The sequence below is a fragment of the Sphingobium phenoxybenzoativorans genome (assembly GCF_001757355.1).
GTDB lineage: Bacteria > Pseudomonadota > Alphaproteobacteria > Sphingomonadales > Sphingomonadaceae > Sphingobium > Sphingobium phenoxybenzoativorans.
Genome location: NZ_MINO01000002.1, coordinates 84,174 through 101,922, shown reverse-complemented (window position 1 = coordinate 101,922; position 17,749 = coordinate 84,174). Strand labels below are relative to the sequence as shown.

General features: G+C 63.3%; 16 protein-coding genes. 7 read left to right on the top strand and 9 right to left on the bottom strand.

Translation table 11 applies throughout. The features are described 5' to 3' along the window. The first annotated feature begins 88 nt into the window (after window positions 1-88). Window positions 89-1,393, top strand: coding sequence for a chromate efflux transporter (gene chrA, locus BHQ40_RS01895; protein WP_070151807.1), 1,305 nt, complete (start codon window positions 89-91; stop codon window positions 1,391-1,393). 5 nt (window positions 1,394-1,398) lie between these two features. On the opposite strand, the gene BHQ40_RS01890 is transcribed toward chrA, so the two are convergent. Beyond that, window positions 1,399-2,706: a M20/M25/M40 family metallo-hydrolase gene (locus BHQ40_RS01890; RefSeq protein WP_070151606.1), complete on the bottom strand. Its 1,308-nt coding sequence runs from the start codon at window positions 2,704-2,706 to the stop codon at window positions 1,399-1,401. A gap of 197 nt (window positions 2,707-2,903) precedes the next feature. On the opposite strand from BHQ40_RS01890, the gene BHQ40_RS01885 reads away from it, so the two are divergent. Then, entirely contained in the window at window positions 2,904-3,224 is a 321-nt protein-coding gene (locus BHQ40_RS01885) for a hypothetical protein (protein ID WP_070151604.1), read from the top strand. Here BHQ40_RS01885 and BHQ40_RS01880 read toward each other — a convergent pair. From BHQ40_RS01880 to sdhC, 5 genes are all read right to left on the bottom strand, one after another. Further along, complete coding sequence (locus BHQ40_RS01880) at window positions 3,221-3,910, bottom strand: VIT1/CCC1 transporter family protein (protein ID WP_070151602.1); 690 nt, start codon at window positions 3,908-3,910, stop codon at window positions 3,221-3,223. The two genes, BHQ40_RS01885 and BHQ40_RS01880, sit on opposite strands and share 4 nt — an antisense overlap. 146 nt (window positions 3,911-4,056) lie before the next feature. Then, window positions 4,057-4,791 carry a phosphatase PAP2 family protein gene (locus BHQ40_RS01875; RefSeq protein ID WP_171905730.1) on the bottom strand — a complete coding sequence of 245 codons (735 nt, stop codon included), beginning with the start codon at window positions 4,789-4,791 and terminating at the stop codon, window positions 4,057-4,059. A gap of 146 nt (window positions 4,792-4,937) precedes the next feature. Beyond that, window positions 4,938-6,755, bottom strand: a complete 1,818-nt coding sequence (sdhA, locus tag BHQ40_RS01870) for a succinate dehydrogenase flavoprotein subunit (RefSeq protein ID WP_070151598.1) — start codon at window positions 6,753-6,755, stop codon at window positions 4,938-4,940. After that, a complete protein-coding gene (gene sdhD, locus BHQ40_RS01865) occupies window positions 6,755-7,147 on the bottom strand; it encodes a succinate dehydrogenase, hydrophobic membrane anchor protein (RefSeq protein ID WP_070151596.1) in 393 nt (130 codons plus the stop codon). The genes sdhA and sdhD overlap by 1 nt, the downstream gene beginning before the upstream one ends. Further along, entirely contained in the window at window positions 7,147-7,542 is a 396-nt protein-coding gene (gene sdhC, locus BHQ40_RS01860; RefSeq protein WP_070151594.1) for a succinate dehydrogenase, cytochrome b556 subunit, read from the bottom strand. The genes sdhD and sdhC overlap by 1 nt, the downstream gene beginning before the upstream one ends. Before the next feature lie 218 nt (window positions 7,543-7,760). On the opposite strand from sdhC, the gene BHQ40_RS01855 reads away from it, so the two are divergent. The 3 genes from BHQ40_RS01855 (at window position 7,761) to BHQ40_RS01845 (ending at window position 10,867) form a co-directional block, all read left to right on the top strand. After that, window positions 7,761-9,095 (top strand): methyl-accepting chemotaxis protein, encoded by a 1,335-nt coding sequence (locus BHQ40_RS01855; RefSeq protein ID WP_083276629.1) that lies wholly within the window; start codon window positions 7,761-7,763, stop codon window positions 9,093-9,095. Between the two features lie 91 nt (window positions 9,096-9,186). Then, window positions 9,187-9,870 carry an SDR family NAD(P)-dependent oxidoreductase gene (locus tag BHQ40_RS01850; protein WP_070151592.1) on the top strand — a complete coding sequence of 228 codons (684 nt, stop codon included), beginning with the start codon at window positions 9,187-9,189 and terminating at the stop codon, window positions 9,868-9,870. Further along, window positions 9,860-10,867, top strand: coding sequence for a 50S ribosomal protein L11 methyltransferase (locus tag BHQ40_RS01845; RefSeq protein ID WP_070151590.1), 1,008 nt, complete (start codon window positions 9,860-9,862; stop codon window positions 10,865-10,867). Before BHQ40_RS01850 ends, BHQ40_RS01845 begins: the two co-directional genes overlap by 11 nt. A 90-nt stretch (window positions 10,868-10,957) precedes the next feature. On the opposite strand, the gene BHQ40_RS01840 is transcribed toward BHQ40_RS01845, so the two are convergent. Then, window positions 10,958-12,022 (bottom strand): alkaline phosphatase D family protein, encoded by a 1,065-nt coding sequence (locus tag BHQ40_RS01840; protein WP_070151588.1) that lies wholly within the window; start codon window positions 12,020-12,022, stop codon window positions 10,958-10,960. Window positions 12,023-12,024: 2 nt separating this feature from the next. Beyond that, complete coding sequence (locus BHQ40_RS01835) at window positions 12,025-14,343, bottom strand: TonB-dependent receptor (protein WP_070151586.1); 2,319 nt, start codon at window positions 14,341-14,343, stop codon at window positions 12,025-12,027. Between the two features lie 279 nt (window positions 14,344-14,622). Between BHQ40_RS01835 and BHQ40_RS01830 the strand changes: the two genes are divergently transcribed. Next, on the top strand, window positions 14,623-15,294 hold the full coding sequence (locus tag BHQ40_RS01830) for a TIGR02117 family protein (protein ID WP_070151584.1): 672 nt from the start codon (window positions 14,623-14,625) through the stop codon (window positions 15,292-15,294). An 84-nt stretch (window positions 15,295-15,378) separates the two neighbouring features. Further along, window positions 15,379-15,603, top strand: coding sequence for a hypothetical protein (locus tag BHQ40_RS01825; protein WP_070151582.1), 225 nt, complete (start codon window positions 15,379-15,381; stop codon window positions 15,601-15,603). Between the two features lie 10 nt (window positions 15,604-15,613). Here the strand turns inward: BHQ40_RS01825 and ligA are convergent, their stop codons facing one another. Then, window positions 15,614-17,746, bottom strand: coding sequence for an NAD-dependent DNA ligase LigA (ligA, locus tag BHQ40_RS01820; RefSeq protein ID WP_070151579.1), 2,133 nt, complete (start codon window positions 17,744-17,746; stop codon window positions 15,614-15,616). Window positions 17,747-17,749 lie beyond the last annotated feature (3 nt).

Sequence of the window (17,749 nt, the reverse complement as noted above, 5' to 3'; positions counted from 1 at the left end):
CCATCGGGATCAGGCGACCTCCCGATCAGGCGTCCCCGCCCAAGTGTTGCGGCAAAACCGGCCCATGCGGGCCGAGGGGGACGTATATATGGCGCTGCCATCCTTTCGTGAGATGATCGGGACATTCGGCCGCATCGGCCTCATCAGCTTTGGCGGACCCGCCGGACAGATCGCACTGATGCATGAGGAGATCGTTGAGAAGCGCAAGTGGGTCGATGAGGAGCAATATTTGCGCGCGCTCAACCTGTGCCACTTATTGCCCGGACCGGAGGCGCAGCAGCTTGCGACATGGATCGGCTGGCGGCTGCATGGATTGAGAGGCGGCCTTGTTGCTGGCCTGCTGTTTGTCATGCCTGGCGCACTGGTCATCCTGGGCCTGTCGATCCTTTATGCTTATGCCGCCAACTTCGGCTGGTTCGCGGCTCTTTTCCTGGGGATCAAGGCGGCTGTGCTGGCCATAGTGGCGCAGGCGCTGATCCGCATCGGCAAGCGGGCGCTAAACAGCCGGTTCAAGGTTGCGCTCGCCGTGGCATCCTTCATCGCGCTGTTCTTCCTCAATCTCCCCTTCCCGCTCGTCGTCCTGGGCAGCGGCGCACTGGGCATGGCGGCGGCGGCATATCGCCCGCAATGGCTCCGGCTGAAACCCCCGATCGAGAGCCCCGCCCCCGCGCCGCGCGGAGCGCTTGTCCGCAGGTCGCTTTACACCATTCTCGGCTGGCTGCTGGTATGGGCCGCGCCCATGCTCCTCATCCTTGCCGCGCTTGGTCCCGGACATGTGCTCTGGACGATCGGCGCCTTCTTCTCGCAACTCGCCGTCGTCACGTTCGGCGGAGCCTATGCTGTCTTGGCCTATATGGCGCAGGAGGCAGTGCAGTCCCACCACTGGCTGACGGCCGGGGAAATGGCCGATGGCCTGGGCATGGCGGAAACGACGCCCGGCCCACTGATCATGGTCACGCAGTTCGTCGGTTTCCTTGCCGCATTCCGCGCGCCTGCCCCATTCAGCCCGCTCACCGCCGGGATCATCGGCGCGGTCCTGACGACATGGGTAACCTTCGCCCCCTGCTTCCTCTGGATATTCGCGCTCGCGCCATGGATGGAGCGCCTTGAGCATGCCCGCAAGCTGCAGGGCGGCCTCGCTGCGCTGACCGCCGCTGTCGTCGGCGTGATCGCCAACCTCACTGTCTGGTTCGCCCTGCATGTCCTGTTCGGCCTGGTGCGGGAAAGCGCGTGGGGACCGCTTCGCCTCTATAGCCCGGACTGGTCCACCCTCGACTGGCGGGCAGCCCTGCTCGGCGTCGGCGCGGCAATCCTGCTGTTCCGTTTCAGGATCGGCATCATGCCACTGCTCTGCATCGCAGCGCTCGCCGGACTGGCGCTGTCAGCAGTCTGACTAGCCTAACGCTTCTCGCGGGAAAGGCGGGTCATCAATATCGCGGCCCGCTTCGCCTGCCGCTTGATGCTGTTGAGGTCAGCCGTTTCCCCGGGCGCATGGTCGCCCCGGCTCGCCACGCCAAGTCCGACCAGCCCGTCCACATCCGCCGCGACAAAGGCTATGTCGCCCGCCCCGCGCTTCAGCGGATCAAGCGTCGGCATTTCCGGCAGGCCAAGGTCAGCATTCACACCGTTCAGTTTGGCCAGCAGCGCCTTGTTTCCCTCTGTTGGCGCCATCGGCGGATAGCCCTGCTCGAAACTGATCTTCGCGTCCGTGCCCGGCGAATGGGCGGCGACGATCTTTATCATCTTCTCCTGCACCCGGTCGGTCTGCTCCTGCGACAGCGTACGGAAATCGCCCTTGGCCACAGCGATAGGCGGGATGATGTTGGTCTTGCCCGTCACCGCGATGCGCACGCCATCCTTGTCGACGTCTGCACTCTGCCCGCCGCCGACCAGCCCGACATTGAACGTCAGGTTTGGTTCCGGCAGCTCTTTCCGGAACGCAGTGATGATCCGCGCCAGTTCATAGATCGCGCCATCTCCCGCCGCTTCGGAGAATATCCGTGAGCTGTGCCCGGATTTGCCCGTCGCGCTCAGCGTCCAGCTATTGGAGGAGCGCCGGGCGATGGACCCCATATCCTTGCCGTCCTCCACGGCCAGCCCCTCGAAATCCAGCGCCGCATCCGCCCGCTTGCCCGCCGCGATCAGGTCCGCACGGGATATGGAGACCGGATCCCCCGCATCCTCCTCATCACCGGTCAGCACGATCTCGATATTCGCATCCTTCAGCGCGCCCGCCGCCTGCATGGCGCGCAGCGCGGACAGCATCACCACCATGCCGCCCTTGTCGTCGCCCACGCCGGGCCCTTCCGCCTCATCGCCCTTTCGCACGAAGGTCTGGAACGGCGAGTCCGCCTCGAACACCGTATCCAGATGCCCGATCAGCAGCAGCCGTTTCGTACCCGCCTTGCCCTTATGCGTCGCGACGATGTGCCCCGCCCGCTTGGCCGCAGCCATCGGCTTCCATTCGACCTTGAAGCCCAGCGCCTCCAACTCCGGCCGGATCATGTCGCCCACGGCCGTTACCCCAGCGATATTCATGGAACCGCTATTCTGGTTGACCAGCTTCTCCAACAGGGCGACCGTCCGGTCATATTCCGTATCCACAGTCACGCCCATCTTCTGCTCGGCGGGCGACAGCGCGGCGAATGCAGGCGCTCCAGCCGAAAGCAAAAGAGCGAGGAATAGAGCGGCGGCCGGGCGCTTCATAACGGCAAGTCCTTCATCATGGGGCGGAATATGTCTGGACTATTCCCGCTACCGTCCCTGCCTGCAACCCAAAGGTTCAGAACGAACCATTCACAGCCGGATCGGGAGCAGAATGGCGCAGACTGCTGCGTCCGGAAACGGAGATATCGGCCTATCCTGCATGCGGACGCCAATACCGGCTTCCGTCAGGAGGGCTTATGTTTGAGACGACCAATATAGGCACGGCGATGGGCGAATATGACCTGAAGCCGGGAACTTTCACCAGCATCATTTTCGCTGCGGGACATCAGGTTCGCTTCGTGACCATCTGCGAAATCATCATAAACGGAACCACGGTCGCGAAGGGCGTCACCGCCGATTATATGGGCGATAACCCTTCCATTTCGCCGCAGACCATCTGCGCGCTGATTCCCTATAGCGCCAAGGCAAAACTGCGCATTTCCAACGTGGATGCGGGCAGCGTGGTGGTGAATGCAGTGCCGCTCGGTTTGTTGCTGGAACAGCCGGCGGTCGCCTAGACCACCGTTCCCACCAGCCGCCCGATCCCGGCGGTGACGGCCATGGCGAGCACACCCCAGATGGCGACGCGCAATACGGGCCGCGTCGCCTTCGCTCCACCGGCCCATGCGCCCAGATAGCCGAGCAGGATCAGCCCCAGCAGCGCCACCACGGGCACGGCGTAGAGCAGCCCGTCGACCGGCATCGCCGCCACGGCCAGCAATGGCGCCGCTGCCCCCGCGCTGAATGTCAGGGCGGATGCCGCCGCCGCCTGCAGGGGCCGGGCGGCCAGTTCGGGCGAAATGCCGAGTTCGTCACGCGCATGCGCGGCCAGCGCATCATGCGCGGTCAATTGCTCTGCCACCCGCCTCGCCAGATCGGACGACAGCCCGCGGCCCATATAGATTGCGGTCAGCTCCTGCAGCTCCAGCTCAGGCTCATCGGCCAGTTCGCGCCGCTCCTTTTTCAAATCCGCGCGCTCCGTGTCGGACTGGGAACTGACGGAGACATATTCTCCGGCCGCCATCGACATGGCCCCCGCCACCAGAGCGGCGATGCCGGACAGCAGGATATTCTCTCGCGCCGCTCCGGCGGCCGCCACGCCGATGATCAGACTGGCGGTGGATACGATACCGTCATTCGCGCCCAGCACGGCCGCCCGCAACCAGCCGATGCGGTTGATCGAATGACGCTCGCGATGGATCATGCCGCTCCTCTGCTTCCGGCCCGGACCAGAGCATCAGGCTCTCCGCGCGTCAACATGCAGACCTGTTTTGCGCCGGTGAAAAGAGGATTGCGGCGGTCCTGTTCCCGCAAAGATCATAGTCGAACGCGCGGTCCACCTAGCCGCGATCAATTGGCGGTGCGCACAATTCCCGCAGTTTCCAGTGACTTCTGACCCGCTCTGCGAATATCGTAGAAATAGGTGCTGAGCTGAAACGCCACGACAAAGAGCGCGGCGTAGAAACAAACCGGCCGCCATGCCCTTATCCTGTCTGCGGTTGTCCACACCCATTCCGCCACACGGCCGGAGCGCGGATAGAGCCATGCGCAGCCCATGCCGATCGCCGCCCCGGCCAGGATATCGCTGGGATAATGGAACCCGCCATAAAGGCGCGGAAACGTCACGACCACTGTCGCCCACAGGAAGGCGGCCGCGCCCAGAGGCCGCGACGTCCTCCAGATCGCAAAGGCAAGGGCGAAGCCCAGACTGGCCGTATCGCTGGGAAAAGAGCTCCAGTCGTTCGGAAACCCGTCGTCCGGCACAGGAAAGACGAATTGCCCGGACAAAGCCGGCCGCGCCCGGAATGGCCCGCTATTCTGGATGACGCGCGACAGAATGAGCGCAAGGAAACCCGCTACAACCCCATCAAACAGCGCCTTCTGCCGGACGGGATTTTCCGTTGCCGACAGCCAAAGCGCGACGATGACCGTCATCATCGGCATCAATTTGAAAGTGTCCATCTGGAACAGGTCCAGGACGATATGATCGAATAGCGGCCATTGGCCCTGCAAGCGGGAGCATAGACCGGCAACGGCTGTGTCCAGCCCTCCCATGGCTATGCTGACGCTGCGTCTGTCATGCAAATGTCATGAACCCGTTAACCACTTCCGTAAACACGGATAAATGGTTAACGGCCGTGCCTTATTGGGACCGCCCGGCATGTTGCCAAATAGGAAAAGGGGCCGGTTCATCACCGGCCCCTGTCATTCCCTACCGCTGAAGCATCAACTCAGTATACGCGCGCCTTGGGCTTCACATATTCCGCTTCGTCGGTCATCGTATAGTCGTGCACCGGACGGTAATCGAGCGTCACCTTGCCGCCCTTGCCGCCCCAGCCGTCGAACCAGCTAATCGTGTGCTTCATCCAGTTCGCATCGTCGCGATCCGGGAAGTCCTCATGCGCATGGGCGCCGCGCGATTCCTTGCGGTTGTTTGCGCTTTCCATGGTGCACACAGCCTGCGCCATCAGATTATCCAGCTCCAGCGTCTCGACCAGATCGGTGTTCCAGATCAGCGAACGGTCGGTCACGCCGATGTCTTCCATCCGCTTGTTGACCTTCTGCATCCGCTCGACGCCCTCGGCCAGCAGCGCGGTGTCGCGGAACACGGCGGCATGCTTCTGCATCGTGCGCTGCATGTCCAGACGGACCTGCGCGGTCGGCGAACCGCCCTTGGCGTTGCGATAATGGTCGAGGCGGCCAAGCGCCAGATCGGCCGAATCCTTCGGCAACGCCCTGTGCGAACTGTTGGGCTTCACATTGTCCTTGAGGAACAGGCCGGTCGCGCGGCCGAACACGACAAGGTCGATCAGCGAGTTGGAGCCAAGGCGGTTGGCGCCATGCACCGACACGCAGGCGGCCTCGCCCACGGCGAACAGGCCCGGCACTATGACTTCGGGATCGCCATCCTTCTTCGTCACCACCTGCCCATGATAGTTACAGGGGATGCCGCCCATATTGTAATGGACGGTCGGCGTCACCGGCAGCGGCTGACGGGTCAGGTCGACGCCCGCGAAAATCTTGCCGCTCTCCGTGATGCCCGGCAGGCGCTCGGCCAGCACCTTGGGATCGATATGGTCGAGGTGCAGGAAGATATGATCCTTATGCTCGCCGACGCCGCGCCCTTCGCGCATCTCCATCGCCATCGAGCGGGAGACAACGTCGCGCGACGCCAGGTCCTTCGCGGACGGGGCATAGCGCTCCATGAAGCGTTCGCCCTCGGAGTTGGTGAGATACCCACCCTCGCCGCGCGCGCCCTCGGTGATCAGCACGCCAGCGCCGTAGATGCCGGTCGGGTGGAACTGCACGAACTCCAGGTCCTGCAGCGGCAGGCCGGCGCGCAGCACCATGCCGCCGCCGTCTCCGGTGCAGGTGTGCGCCGATGTTGCGGAGAAATAGGACCGGCCATAACCGCCCGTCGCCAGCACGACCGCATGGCTGCGGAAGCGATGAATGGAGCCGTCCTCCATGCAGAGCGCAATGACCCCGCGGCATTCCTTGCCGTTCGGGCCATCTTCCATGATCAGGTCGATGGCGAAATATTCGATGTAGAAGTCCGCATCATATTTCAGGCTCTGCTGATAGAGCGCGTGAAGCATGGCGTGGCCGGTGCGGTCGGCGGCGGCGCAGGTGCGCTGCACGGGCGGACCAGCGCCCATATTCTGCATGTGACCACCAAAGGGCCGCTGGTAGATGGTGCCCTCCGGGTTACGGCTGAACGGCACGCCCGCATGCTCCAGTTCGATGACCGCGGCAGGCGCCTCGCGCACCATATATTCGATGGCGTCCTGGTCGCCCAGCCAGTCCGACCCCTTGACGGTGTCGTACATGTGCCAGGTCCAGTGATCCGGCGTGTTGTTGCCAAGGCTGGCGGCGATGCCGCCCTGCGCCGCGACCGTATGGCTGCGGGTCGGGAATACCTTGGTAATGCACGCGGTTTTCAGGCCCGCCTCGGCGCTGCCCATGGTGGCGCGCAGGCCGGAACCGCCTGCGCCGACGACCACCGTGTCATAGGTATGGTCGATGATCTTGTAGCTGTCCGTCGACATCAGGAAGCGGCCCCTGCGGTAAATGCGATCTTGGCGATGGCGAAGATGCCGAGCGCGGCTCCGCCGATGGCGTAGAAGTTGAGAAGGAGGAGCGTGCCGAATTTGGTGCCCTCCTCATGGACATAATCCTCGATCACGACCTGCAGGCCCATACGCAGGTGCCAGAACAGGTTGGCGAGCATCAGCATCATCGGCACCGCGACCAGCGGCTGACCGAGCCAGGCGACGACCTCCGCATATTCGAGGCCGGGCAGCTTGAAGAGGCTGATCAGAAACCAGACGAGCAGCAGGACGTTGCCCGCCGCCGTCACGCGCTGCTGAATCCAGTGATGCGCGCCCGTCTTGGCGCTGCCGAGGCCCCTTACGCGGCCGATGCCGGTTCCCGTGCCCATCAGATTTTCCCCGCAAGAATGACAAGCCACAGGATGCCGGTGGCAGCGATGGCCAGAACAAAGACGAGGATCGACCAGCTCTTGTTGGTCTTCAGCTCATATCCCGCGCCGATATCCAGCACGAAATGGCGCAGGCCGGAAAAGAGATGCTGGAAGAAAGCCCAGGTCAAACCGATCAGGACCAGATAACCGATCGGCGAAGTCGCGCAGGCGATGAAGGTTTCATAAGCCGCCTTGCCGCTCGCCGCCGCCCACAGCCACCAGACCAGCCCAAGCGCGCCTACGGTCGCAAGGCCGCTGCCGGTGATGCGGTGGAAGATGGAAATCGCCATATGCGGCCCCCATTTCCATATCGTAAGATGCGGAGATAACGGCCTGTTGGTGGATCGCGCCATGCGGTGTGGGTCCCTTGAGCGTCTATGATTCCCGATCCCCTTAGCGCGCACCCCTCCATCGCGCAATTATCAGAACCATCTTTGCTACTTGCCGTCACTTCACCCCCTTCGCGGGGGGGAAAACTGATGGTTGTATAAGAGATGATTAACCAGTTCCGGGATAAGACCGTGGTGACGGGTCCAAAGATACCCGCGGGGGATGTTCTGGAGAACCGGAAATGGCGCGGCGCGCAAAGGTGGATGTGACGATGCAGGAACGGCTGAAGGAATTCGATCCCGGCGACACGCTGGCGGAAGATTGCGCGGCCATCTTCGCTCTGCTGCCCGATCAGGGGCGCAGCACGGCCAAGGTCTTCCTGGACGCCTATCTCGCCAGCAGCGGGCTTGCGGATCGCCTGTCCGCGGCTGCGCTCGAAAAGCTGCAGGCTGAAATTCTGCGCTACGTCCGCGAGAAATTCACCAATCTCCGCTCGGAGAACTGGGCCAATTCGGGCCGCGCCTGCGTCATTCACGCACGCAAGCACAGCATTTCCATCCGCACTGTGCTGGTGGCGATGTCCACCGCGAACGAAAGCGTGTGCGACGTTATATGGGACCAGACTGGTCAGGATGATGGCGAACGCCGCCGCCTGATGCGCGCAATGCTGCGTCTCTCAATGGTGGAATCGGAATTGATCTGCGCCGCCCTGGCAACCCATGTGGCGGAGGAAGAAGAGGCCGAACGCGAATTGAACGGCACCCTGTTCGAAAAGCGCATCGTTGGAGAAATCGACGGCGCATCGATGCTGGGCGAGGGTCTGCGCGAACAGGCCAAGGATGCATCCGCCGCCACCCGCGGCATGCTGGGCAAGGCGTCGGAAGTCGCCGCCGCCGCCGAACAATCCGCCCTCGCCATGCGCGAGGCGGCTCAGACCTCCGCCGGCCTCATCCGCGCGATCGAGGACGCCCGCGCCGAAGTCGAGGGCGCGGCCGAAGTCGCCGCCCGCGCGTCGGCCCAGGCCGGTGACGCCGTCACCATGTCAACCACCCTGTCGGAACATGCCAAGTCGATCGAATCGATCCTTGGCCTCATCCGCGACATTGCCGGGCAGACCAACCTGCTCGCGCTCAATGCCACCATCGAGGCCGCCCGCGCTGGAGACGCAGGCCGAGGCTTTGCGGTCGTCGCCCAGGAAGTGAAGTCGCTCGCCAGCCAGACGGCCCGCGCGACCGACGACATCGCCGGCAAGATTTCCGCCATTCAGGTATCGACCCGCCAGTCGGTCGAAACCAACCAGCGCATCCGCGACACGGTGGACGAGGTGCAGACCTCCGCCGACCGCATCCGCATTGCGATGGACGCGCAGGCGCAGACCGTCACCATGATCACCGCCGCCGTCGACGAAACGGCGTTGGCCGCCGACTCCATGTCCTCGACCATCTCCGCCATCCGCCAGGACACGGAAGTCGTCGCCTCGGAAATCGACGAGCTTGAGCGCGGCTTCGTGAGTGTCGAGGGCAAACTGTCGACCCTGCGCGAAGCTTCAGCCGAATTTGGCCGCCGCGTGGCCTGAGGCCAAGCCTGAATCTGGCCCTATAACCGCGCCAGAGCCGGTTTTCACCGTCTCTCTTTCCCGCGGACCTGCGCTCGTCTAAGCGGGCGCGATGACACAGCATATCCTTTTGACCGGCGCGTCGCGCGGCATTGGCGCGGCCATTGCGGAAACGCTGAAACCCGGCAACCGCCTTTTTGCCGCCAGCAGCCGCGATGCGGACCTGAGCGCTGAGGGCGCCGCCGACGCGCTCTGGGACAATGCGCTGGATGCTCTTGGCGGACGTATAGACGTCCTCATCAACAATGCGGGCGTTTTTGAGGAAGCGCCGCTCGACGGGGATGGCTGGCTCGACAATTGGCGGCGCACCATGACGATCAATCTTGAGGCATCGGCCATTCTGTGCCGCCGCGCCGTCCTGCATTGGCGGGAGAAGGCCACGCCTGGCCGCATCATCAATATCGCCAGCCGGGCCGCCTATCGCGGCGATTCGCCCGCCCATTGGCATTATGCGGCGTCGAAGGGCGGCATGGTCGCCATGACCAAGACGATCGCGCGGGCCTATGCACTGGACAATATCCTGGCCTTCGCCATCTGCCCCGGCTTTACCATAACCGGTATGGCGCAGGATTATCTCTCCAGCCGCGGCGGCGATCAGCTCCTCGCCGACATTCCCCTCGGCCGCGTTGCGACGCCGGAGGAAATCGCCGCGATCACCGCCTTTCTTGCGAAGGGCGCCCCGCCCTCCATGACCGGCGCCATACTCGACGCCAATGGAGCCAGCTATGTCCGCTGATCCAGCCGCAGCCGAAAGCTGGAAACTCACCCTCCCCTGCACCCGCGAGGAAGCGGAGGCGTTGTCGGACGATATCGGCCTGCTCGCCATGCTCGACAATCCGCCCGCGCTGATGACCAGCGAAGTGGAGCCGGACGATCCGCTGCAATGGCGGCTGGATGCCTATTTTGAGGGCAAGCCGGGCAAGGAGACCATCGCGCTCGTCCGTACCCTGGTGCCGAGCGCGGCTGCGGCGACGCCGATTCTGGAGCAGCTTCCCGCCGAAGATTGGGTCACGCTCAGCCAGCAGGGCCTGGAGCCGGTCGCCGCCGGTCGATTTTACGTCCGCAACATGGCAAGCGACCCGGAACAGGCAGGTTTCCGTAACTATCTGATCACTGCAGGGCAGGCGTTCGGCACCGGGCAGCATGAGACCACATCAGGCTGCCTGCGCATGCTGGATCGCGCCCGCCGCCTTGGCCACCGTTTCGGCAATATCGTGGACATCGGCACCGGCACCGGCATCCTCGCCTTCGCCGCCATGCATTTGTGGCCCCGCGCCTATGCCATCGCATCGGATATCGATCCCGTATCGGTGGAGGTTACGGAGAAGAATGCGCGGGTGAACGCCGTGCCCCTGGGCAATGGCGGCGGGCAGCTTGCTCTGGTGACGGCGGCGGGCGCGCACCATCCCGCGATTATCGGCCGAGCGCCTTACGACCTCATCATCGCGAACATCCTGGCGGGACCGCTGATCGATCTCGCGCCCTCGCTCTGCGCTTTGTTGGAGGATGGCGGCACGCTGATCCTCGCGGGACTTCTCGACACGCAGGCGGATCGGGTCATCGCAGCCTATCGCAGGCAGGGCATGCGCCTCGCCGACCGCATCGACAACAGCAACCAGCATGGCCAATGGCCAACGCTCCGCCTGCGCAAGCGCCCCACCATCGGCCGCCAGCGCCCGGTGCGCGTCGCCACGCAGGTTACCGGAGAAACACCGGGGTTTGGAAGCTGGTGATTCGAGCCGTTCGGGCTGCGCTTGTCGAAGCCTTGCCCTTCTAGAAAGAAGTGCAGCCCTTCGACAAGCTCAGGGCGAACGGAGGCTAACTCATCGTAATCCCTGCTTCAGCTCCGCAAACGGCACCCGGTGACTGATCGCCACCTGCCCGTCGAGCATCTGCACCTCCATCAACACGGACGGCTCCTTGCCGCTCCAATCGATGGTCAGTCGCCCAAAATTCGGCGCCAGCGGCCCCTGCGCGATGCGGTTTTTGTTCGGACCGAAGGATTCCCACACTTCCGTCAGACCCGATGAGGTGAGATCGTAGAGCGGATAAGGCATCCCCTCGGCCAGACGCGACAGTTCCGGATAATGGGTGTCGCCGGAAATCACGATCAGGTTCTCGACCTGCGCGAAGTCGATCAGGTCGAGCAGCCGCTGATGATCCGCCTGGAAATTGCACCACGCCTCATGACCCGGATGGTCGGCCACCACCTGCGTCGATGAGGCGAGGATGCGCAGATCGGCGGGCTTGCGCAGTTCCGCCTCCAGCCATTCCCATTGCGCCGCGCCCAGCATCGTCGCCTTGGGATCGCTGTTGACGAGGTACGGCCCGGATGGCGGAAGCGGTGTCGTATATCCCATCAGGCCGGTGCGGAAGGTGCGGTTGTCGGGCAGGATCACCTGCACCCGCCGCCCCTTCGGCCCAAAGAAATAGCTGGTATAGATACCCTCATGACTGCGGCGGAAGCCGTCGGCCGGCTCGTTCCAGAACTCCAGGAACAACTCCTTGGATTCCTTCTTCTTCGGATATTCGAAGCCGCCGTCATTGACGCCATAATCATGATCGTCCCAGGTCGCGATGCACTGCGTCGCCTTGCGCAGCGTCCGGTATCCGGGCTTTTCCGACAGCTTGGTATATTTGGCCCGCATGACGTTCATGTCCTGCGTGTCGCCATAGATATTGTCGCCCAGGAAGATGAAAAGCTCTGGCTCCCAGGCATTCACCTTGTCCCAGATCGGCTGCTCCTTGTCCTGATGCGCACAGGAGCCGAAGGCGATCCGGGTCAGCGCCTTGTCCGCCGGAGCGGCAAAGGCGGGGGAAAGGGCCGCGAACGATGTCGCGGCCACACCGGCTTTCAGGACATCGCGGCGGCCCAATTCCTTTGTCATGATTAGAACCCCCGGCGCAGCGTGACGAAGAATTGCTGCGGCGCGCCGGGCAACAGGGTCTGGCCGTCGCCGCTGTTGCTGAAGCCGCCCGAACCGACCGTGGAGACATATTCCTTGTCGAACAGGTTGGTGGCGGACGCCTCGATCGCGAAGCCCGTCAGGAAGCCCATGCCTTCGGGCACCTTGATGCCGATGCTGGCGTCGACAAGCACCCGGCTCTTGACCGACTGGTCGTTGAGATAGGTGTAGTAACGCTTCGACATATAGTTTGCGCCGATCCGGCCGAAGAACATCTCGCCATCATAGGCGATTTCGCCCGATGCGATATGCTTGGGGCTGTCCACGACGGTCTTGCCCTTAAGCGGAACGACGGTCACGCCGTTCAGAACGTCATCGCGATAGGTGGAGTCGTTATAGGCGTAGGATGCCGTGGCCGAGAGGCCATGCATCAGTGTGAATGTGCCCGCAGCTTCGAAACCATAGGACCGGACGGAACCGACATTCTGCAACTCGGAAGGACGACCCTCGATGGGCGAACCGACCTGGACGCTCAGGATGCGATCCTTGAAGTCGACATAATAAGCCGCCAGCGATCCCTGGAAGCTGCCTGCGCGGATGCGGGCGCCGCCTTCGATCGTCTTTGAGGTTTCCGGTTTCAGATTGGTGGCGCTGGCGTTGAAGCTCGCCTGGCTCACGCCAAACAGACCCGATGTCGCCGCCGACACGAAGGGACGGAAATTCTCGGTATAGTTGGCGAACAGTTCGGCATTGTCATTGACGCGGAACAGCGCGCCGACCTGCGGCAGGAACCAGTCCTTCGATTCGATCTTGCCGGAGGCAAGGCCGCCCTTGACGATCGGGTTCGCCGTGTTCCGGACCCGCACGCCCTTCCAGCCGCCCGACAGCGTCAGGCTGCCCAGATCAATCTTGTCGGAGACATAATATTGGACGGTCTCGGTCGAATATTTGAACTCCCACTGCGTCGCGAACGGGTTGGTCTGGAACTTCGTGCTGTCGCGTGAGGAGCCGCCCAGCGTATTTGCCAGCGAATAGAAACGCCGCGCCTGGTGGAAGTCGTTATTTTCGAACCAGCCGCCCACTTCCAGGGTGTTCGCGCCCATTTCCCAGGTGACATTGGCCAGTGTGCCCATGCGGTCCATGTCATATTCGGTGGTGCGGATGGAGAGCGGCGCGCCAGTCGGGCTGGCGACATAGGGCGTCCACCACAGGCCCTGGCCGTGATTGTTGTGGTAATATCCCTGCAGCTTGAACCGCACGCTGCTCGTCACCGGCGTCTCGAACGTCAGGCCGGTCAGCCAGTCGCGGCGCAGGCCCGCTGCGTCGAAATAGGCGTCGTCCACCGTTTCGAACGGCGCAGGAAATGTCGTGCCATAGGTCGGGTAAGGCAGGAAAGCCGGATCGGCCGTGCCCGCATTCTGGTTCTGGTAGATCGCGGCCAGCCGGTAGGCGGTCGCCCAGTCGCCGGAGATATTGTCCCAGTTGCTGCCGAGCCGTTGGATCATCGCGGCCGACATGTCCTGATAGTCATTCTCGCGACGGTCGGAGAAGTTGACGAATCCCGTGATTTTGCCGTCGCCAATGTCAGCAACGATCTTGGCGTTGGCCTGATGCTGCTCCTGCTTGCCGACGCCCTTCCACTTGTCGGCCTTCAGATAGCCGTAGCTGGCGTAGCCGCGCACGCCGCCCATGTCGCCGCTCTCGACACGCACGAAGCCGCGCATCGTCTCATCGCTGCCATAAGTGCCCGACGCCACGATATCCATGTCTGCCGATGGGTCGCGCGAGGTGAACTGCAGCGTGCCGCCCAAATTGCTGATCGATGCGGTCGACAGGCTGCCTGCGCCCTGGCTGACGGCGACGGTGCCCAGATTTTCGGAGATGATCGCGCGGCTGACGTGCAGGCCGTTATAGTTGCCATAGCTCATATCGCCGAGCGGCACGCCATCCAGCGTGAAGCCCAACTGGTTCTGGTTGAAACCGCGCAGCGAGATGCGCGACGACCATTCATAGGCGCCGAAAGCGTCGGCCGACTGGAAATTGACGCCGGGCAGCTTCGAAATCGCCTTCAGCGGCGTGGTGCCGGGCGTCAGCAGGGCGATGTCGTCCTTGCCGATCGTCTGCACCTGACGGACTTCGCCGAAGCCCAGAACGATGATGTCATCGCCTGAGTCGGCCGATGCGTCGGCAGCGGCTGCGGCGGCCGGCGCGACATCCTGCGCGAGCGCAAGCGTCGGAAACGCCGATGGAATAAGGGCAATAGTGGCGACGGCCGCCAACAGGGATAGTTTGGAATGTGACATGATCGTTCCCCCTTCGTGGAAATGCACGGAGGGGCCTTTGCGCCAGCGAAATGACTGCCGCGCGGCAAGGCGATGACGGATCGGTTACGTTTGAAAGGCAGTTTGTGACGATGCTGCAATGCAACAGTTTTCCGCTGTCATACCGGCCCTCGCCCACCCATATTCGTCATTCCGGACCTGATCCGGGATCCCGCTTCTTTGTCCGCCTCCCCCCTCTTCTCTCGGCGTAATCCTGTCTGAGCTTCGACAAGCTCCAGTCCGAACGATATACTGGACACTATGCTTTGGCCGCACAGTCGATGGCTGAGGGCAGGCATTGCCTTCATTGCCCTTCCCCTGCTGATCCTGCTCGCCGTCCTCGCGGGTTCCATCATCCCGGCCAATCGCGGCTGGGTCCCGCCCCGCTCCGGCATCACCATCTATGTCTATACCAATGGCGTCCATACCGGCCTAGTCCTGCCCGCCGTCAACCCGCTCCACGATTGGCGCAACCGCATCCGGGCTAGCGATCTGCCCGATCCGCGCCGGGCCGGAAGCTGGCTGATCTTTGGCTGGGGTCAGCGGGACTTTTACCTGAACACGCCGCGCTGGTCGGACGTCAGGATCGGCACGGCCCTTCGCGCGATGATCGGCAGCGACCGGACGCTTGTTCATGTCGATCATCTTCGCCGCGTCTGGAATGGCCCGGACTTGCGCCCCATTCTTCTGACGGAATATCAATATCTCAGGCTAACCAGGTTGCTGGAATCCGAGTTCGCACCTGGCGCAGCGGTCAGGGGCTATGCCGCCGACGATGTCTTTTATCCCGGCCGCGGCCGATACAGTGCGGTCACGACCTGCAACGAATGGACAGGCGCAAAGCTGCGCGCGATCGGCGTCCGTATCGGCGTCTGGACGCCAACTGCATCGGGCGTAATGCGCTGGTTTCCAGCTCCAACAAAAGAATCGTAGTTAAATTATTGTTAAGATAAGAAAAAATGGAACCTATCTGACTGATCATCATTGAATCGGCGGGGATGTGTCAGGAGTATATCCATGTACGCCGCACATTATGATGCCGCACAGATTGCGGGGCCGTCTACTTACAGCTTTTCGCGAAAGGCGGAATTTCTGGTTGAGGAAAGCATCCGTCGCGCGCGTGACGCGGAGAATTGGCCAGACCTCAAGAAATGGTACCGGATAAGGCTGCGGATGAAGCGTTTCGCGCAGTCGCCCGGCCCGATGCCGATCGATATCCAGCACGTAGCACAGGCGGTGTAGCTGCGCTTTTCTAGGCGCCCCGCACGATCTCCGCCCAGGCGGCCTCGTCGATCACCTCGATGCCCAGAGCCGCCGCCTGTTTTAGCTTGCTGCCCGCGCCCGGTCCCGCGACGACAAGATCGGTCTTGGCGCTGACGGACCCGGCCGCCTTCGCGCCGAGCGATTCCGCCTGCGCCTTCGCCTCGTCGCGGCTCATCGTCTCCAGCTTGCCGGTGAACACAACCGTCTTGCCCGACACGCTGCTGGCCCGCGTCTCGACGATATAGTCGGGCGGCGATACCTCGGAGAGCAGATCCTCCCACACTTCGACGTTATGCGGTTCGTGGAAGAAATCGGCCAGTGCATGGCCAACCGCCGCGCCAATCTGTTCGACAGAAATCGTTTCGGCGATGGCTTTGTCCAGCCGGTTTCTGAATCGCGTCTCCGCCTCGCCATCCACGGCTGTTGCGGCGTCTCGCAAGGCGATGATCTCCCCGGCCAGCGTCCGCACTGCACGGATGCTGGTCAGGCGCTTGAGCAAATCCCGCGCCGTAACCGCCCCCACATGACGAATGCCGAGACCGAACAGTAGGCGGGCCGCATCCGGTTCCCGTTTCGCCTCGATCGCCGCCAGCAGATTATCGACCGACTTCTCCTGCCACCCCTCACGGCTGAGAAGATCGTCGCGATGCGCCTTCAGCCGGAAAATATCGGCCGGCTCCTTGATCCAGCCGAGGTCGAGAAATTCCTGGATCGTTTTTTCGCCCAGCCCCTCAATGTCCAGCGCCCCCCGGCTGACGAAATGCCGCAGCCGCTCGAACCGCTGTGCGCCGCAGATCAACCCGCCGGTGCACCGGATGTCGACTTCCCCTTCCTCGCGCACCGCTTCCGATCCGCAGACGGGGCAGTGGTCGGGATAGACGAAAGCGTCACGCGGTTCCTCCCGCGTCAAATTCTCCACCACTTGCGGGATCACGTCGCCCGCGCGCTGCACGACGATCCGGTCTCCCGGCCGCACGCCCAGCCGCGCGATCTCGTCGGCATTGTGAAGCGTCACGTTGGATACCACCACGCCGCCCACCGTCACCGGGGTCAGCCGCCCGACCGGCGTCAGCTTGCCCGTCCGGCCAACCTGGATGTCGATGGCCTCCAGCGTCGTCTGCGCCCGCTCCGCCGGGAATTTATGTGCGATCGCCCAGCGCGGCGACTTGGCGACAAAGCCCAGCCGTTGCTGCCAGTCGAGCCGGTCCACCTTGTAGACCACGCCGTCAATATCGAAGGGCATGTCCGCCCGCTCCGCCTCGATCCGGCGGTAATGGGCGATCAGCGCCTCCAGCGTATCGACGCAGGTCAGACGCTCCGACACCGGCACGCCCCAGCCGCCGATGGCGCGCATCACGCCGATCTGCGTATCGGCCGGAACCGCGCTATGTTCGCCCCAACCATGGGCGAGAAACCGCAACGGGCGGCTGGCCGTAATGGCCGGGTCCTTCTGCCGCAGGCTCCCGGCGGCGGCGTTGCGAGGGTTGGCGAACTGCCGCGCCTTGGTCGGGTCCTCGGCCTCCGCCAGCAGCCGGGCGTTGAGAGCGGCGAAATCCGCCTTCGCCATATAGACCTCGCCGCGGATCTCGAACACATCGGGTATGCCTTCGCCCGTCAACGTGCCTGGGATGTCCGCGATGGTGCGGACGTTCGCCGTGACATCCTCTCCGGTCGTGCCGTCGCCGCGGGTCGCGGCCAGCACAAGCGCGCCCTTCTCGTAGCGCAAGGAACAGGACAGGCCATCGATCTTAGGCTCCGCCGTCAGGGCGACCGGCGTATCTTCGGACAGGTTCAGGAATCGTCGGACGCGGGCGATGAACTCGGCGATGTCCTCATCCGAAAAGCCGTTGTCCAGGCTCATCATCCGGACCGCATGGGCCACCTTCTTCAGCGCGGATGTCGGCTCTGCCCCCACCTGCGCATTGGGAGAATCCGACCGGACCAGATGTGGGAACGCAGCCTCCAGCGCGTTATTCTCGCGGATCAGCGCGTCATAGTCCGCATCGCTGATCTCTGGCGCGTCCTTGTCATGATACAGCTTGTTATGCTTGCCGATCTCCTTCGCCAGCCGCATCAGGCGGTTGGCGGCATCGGCTTCGGACAGGGTGGCGGGATCGGTCATCGG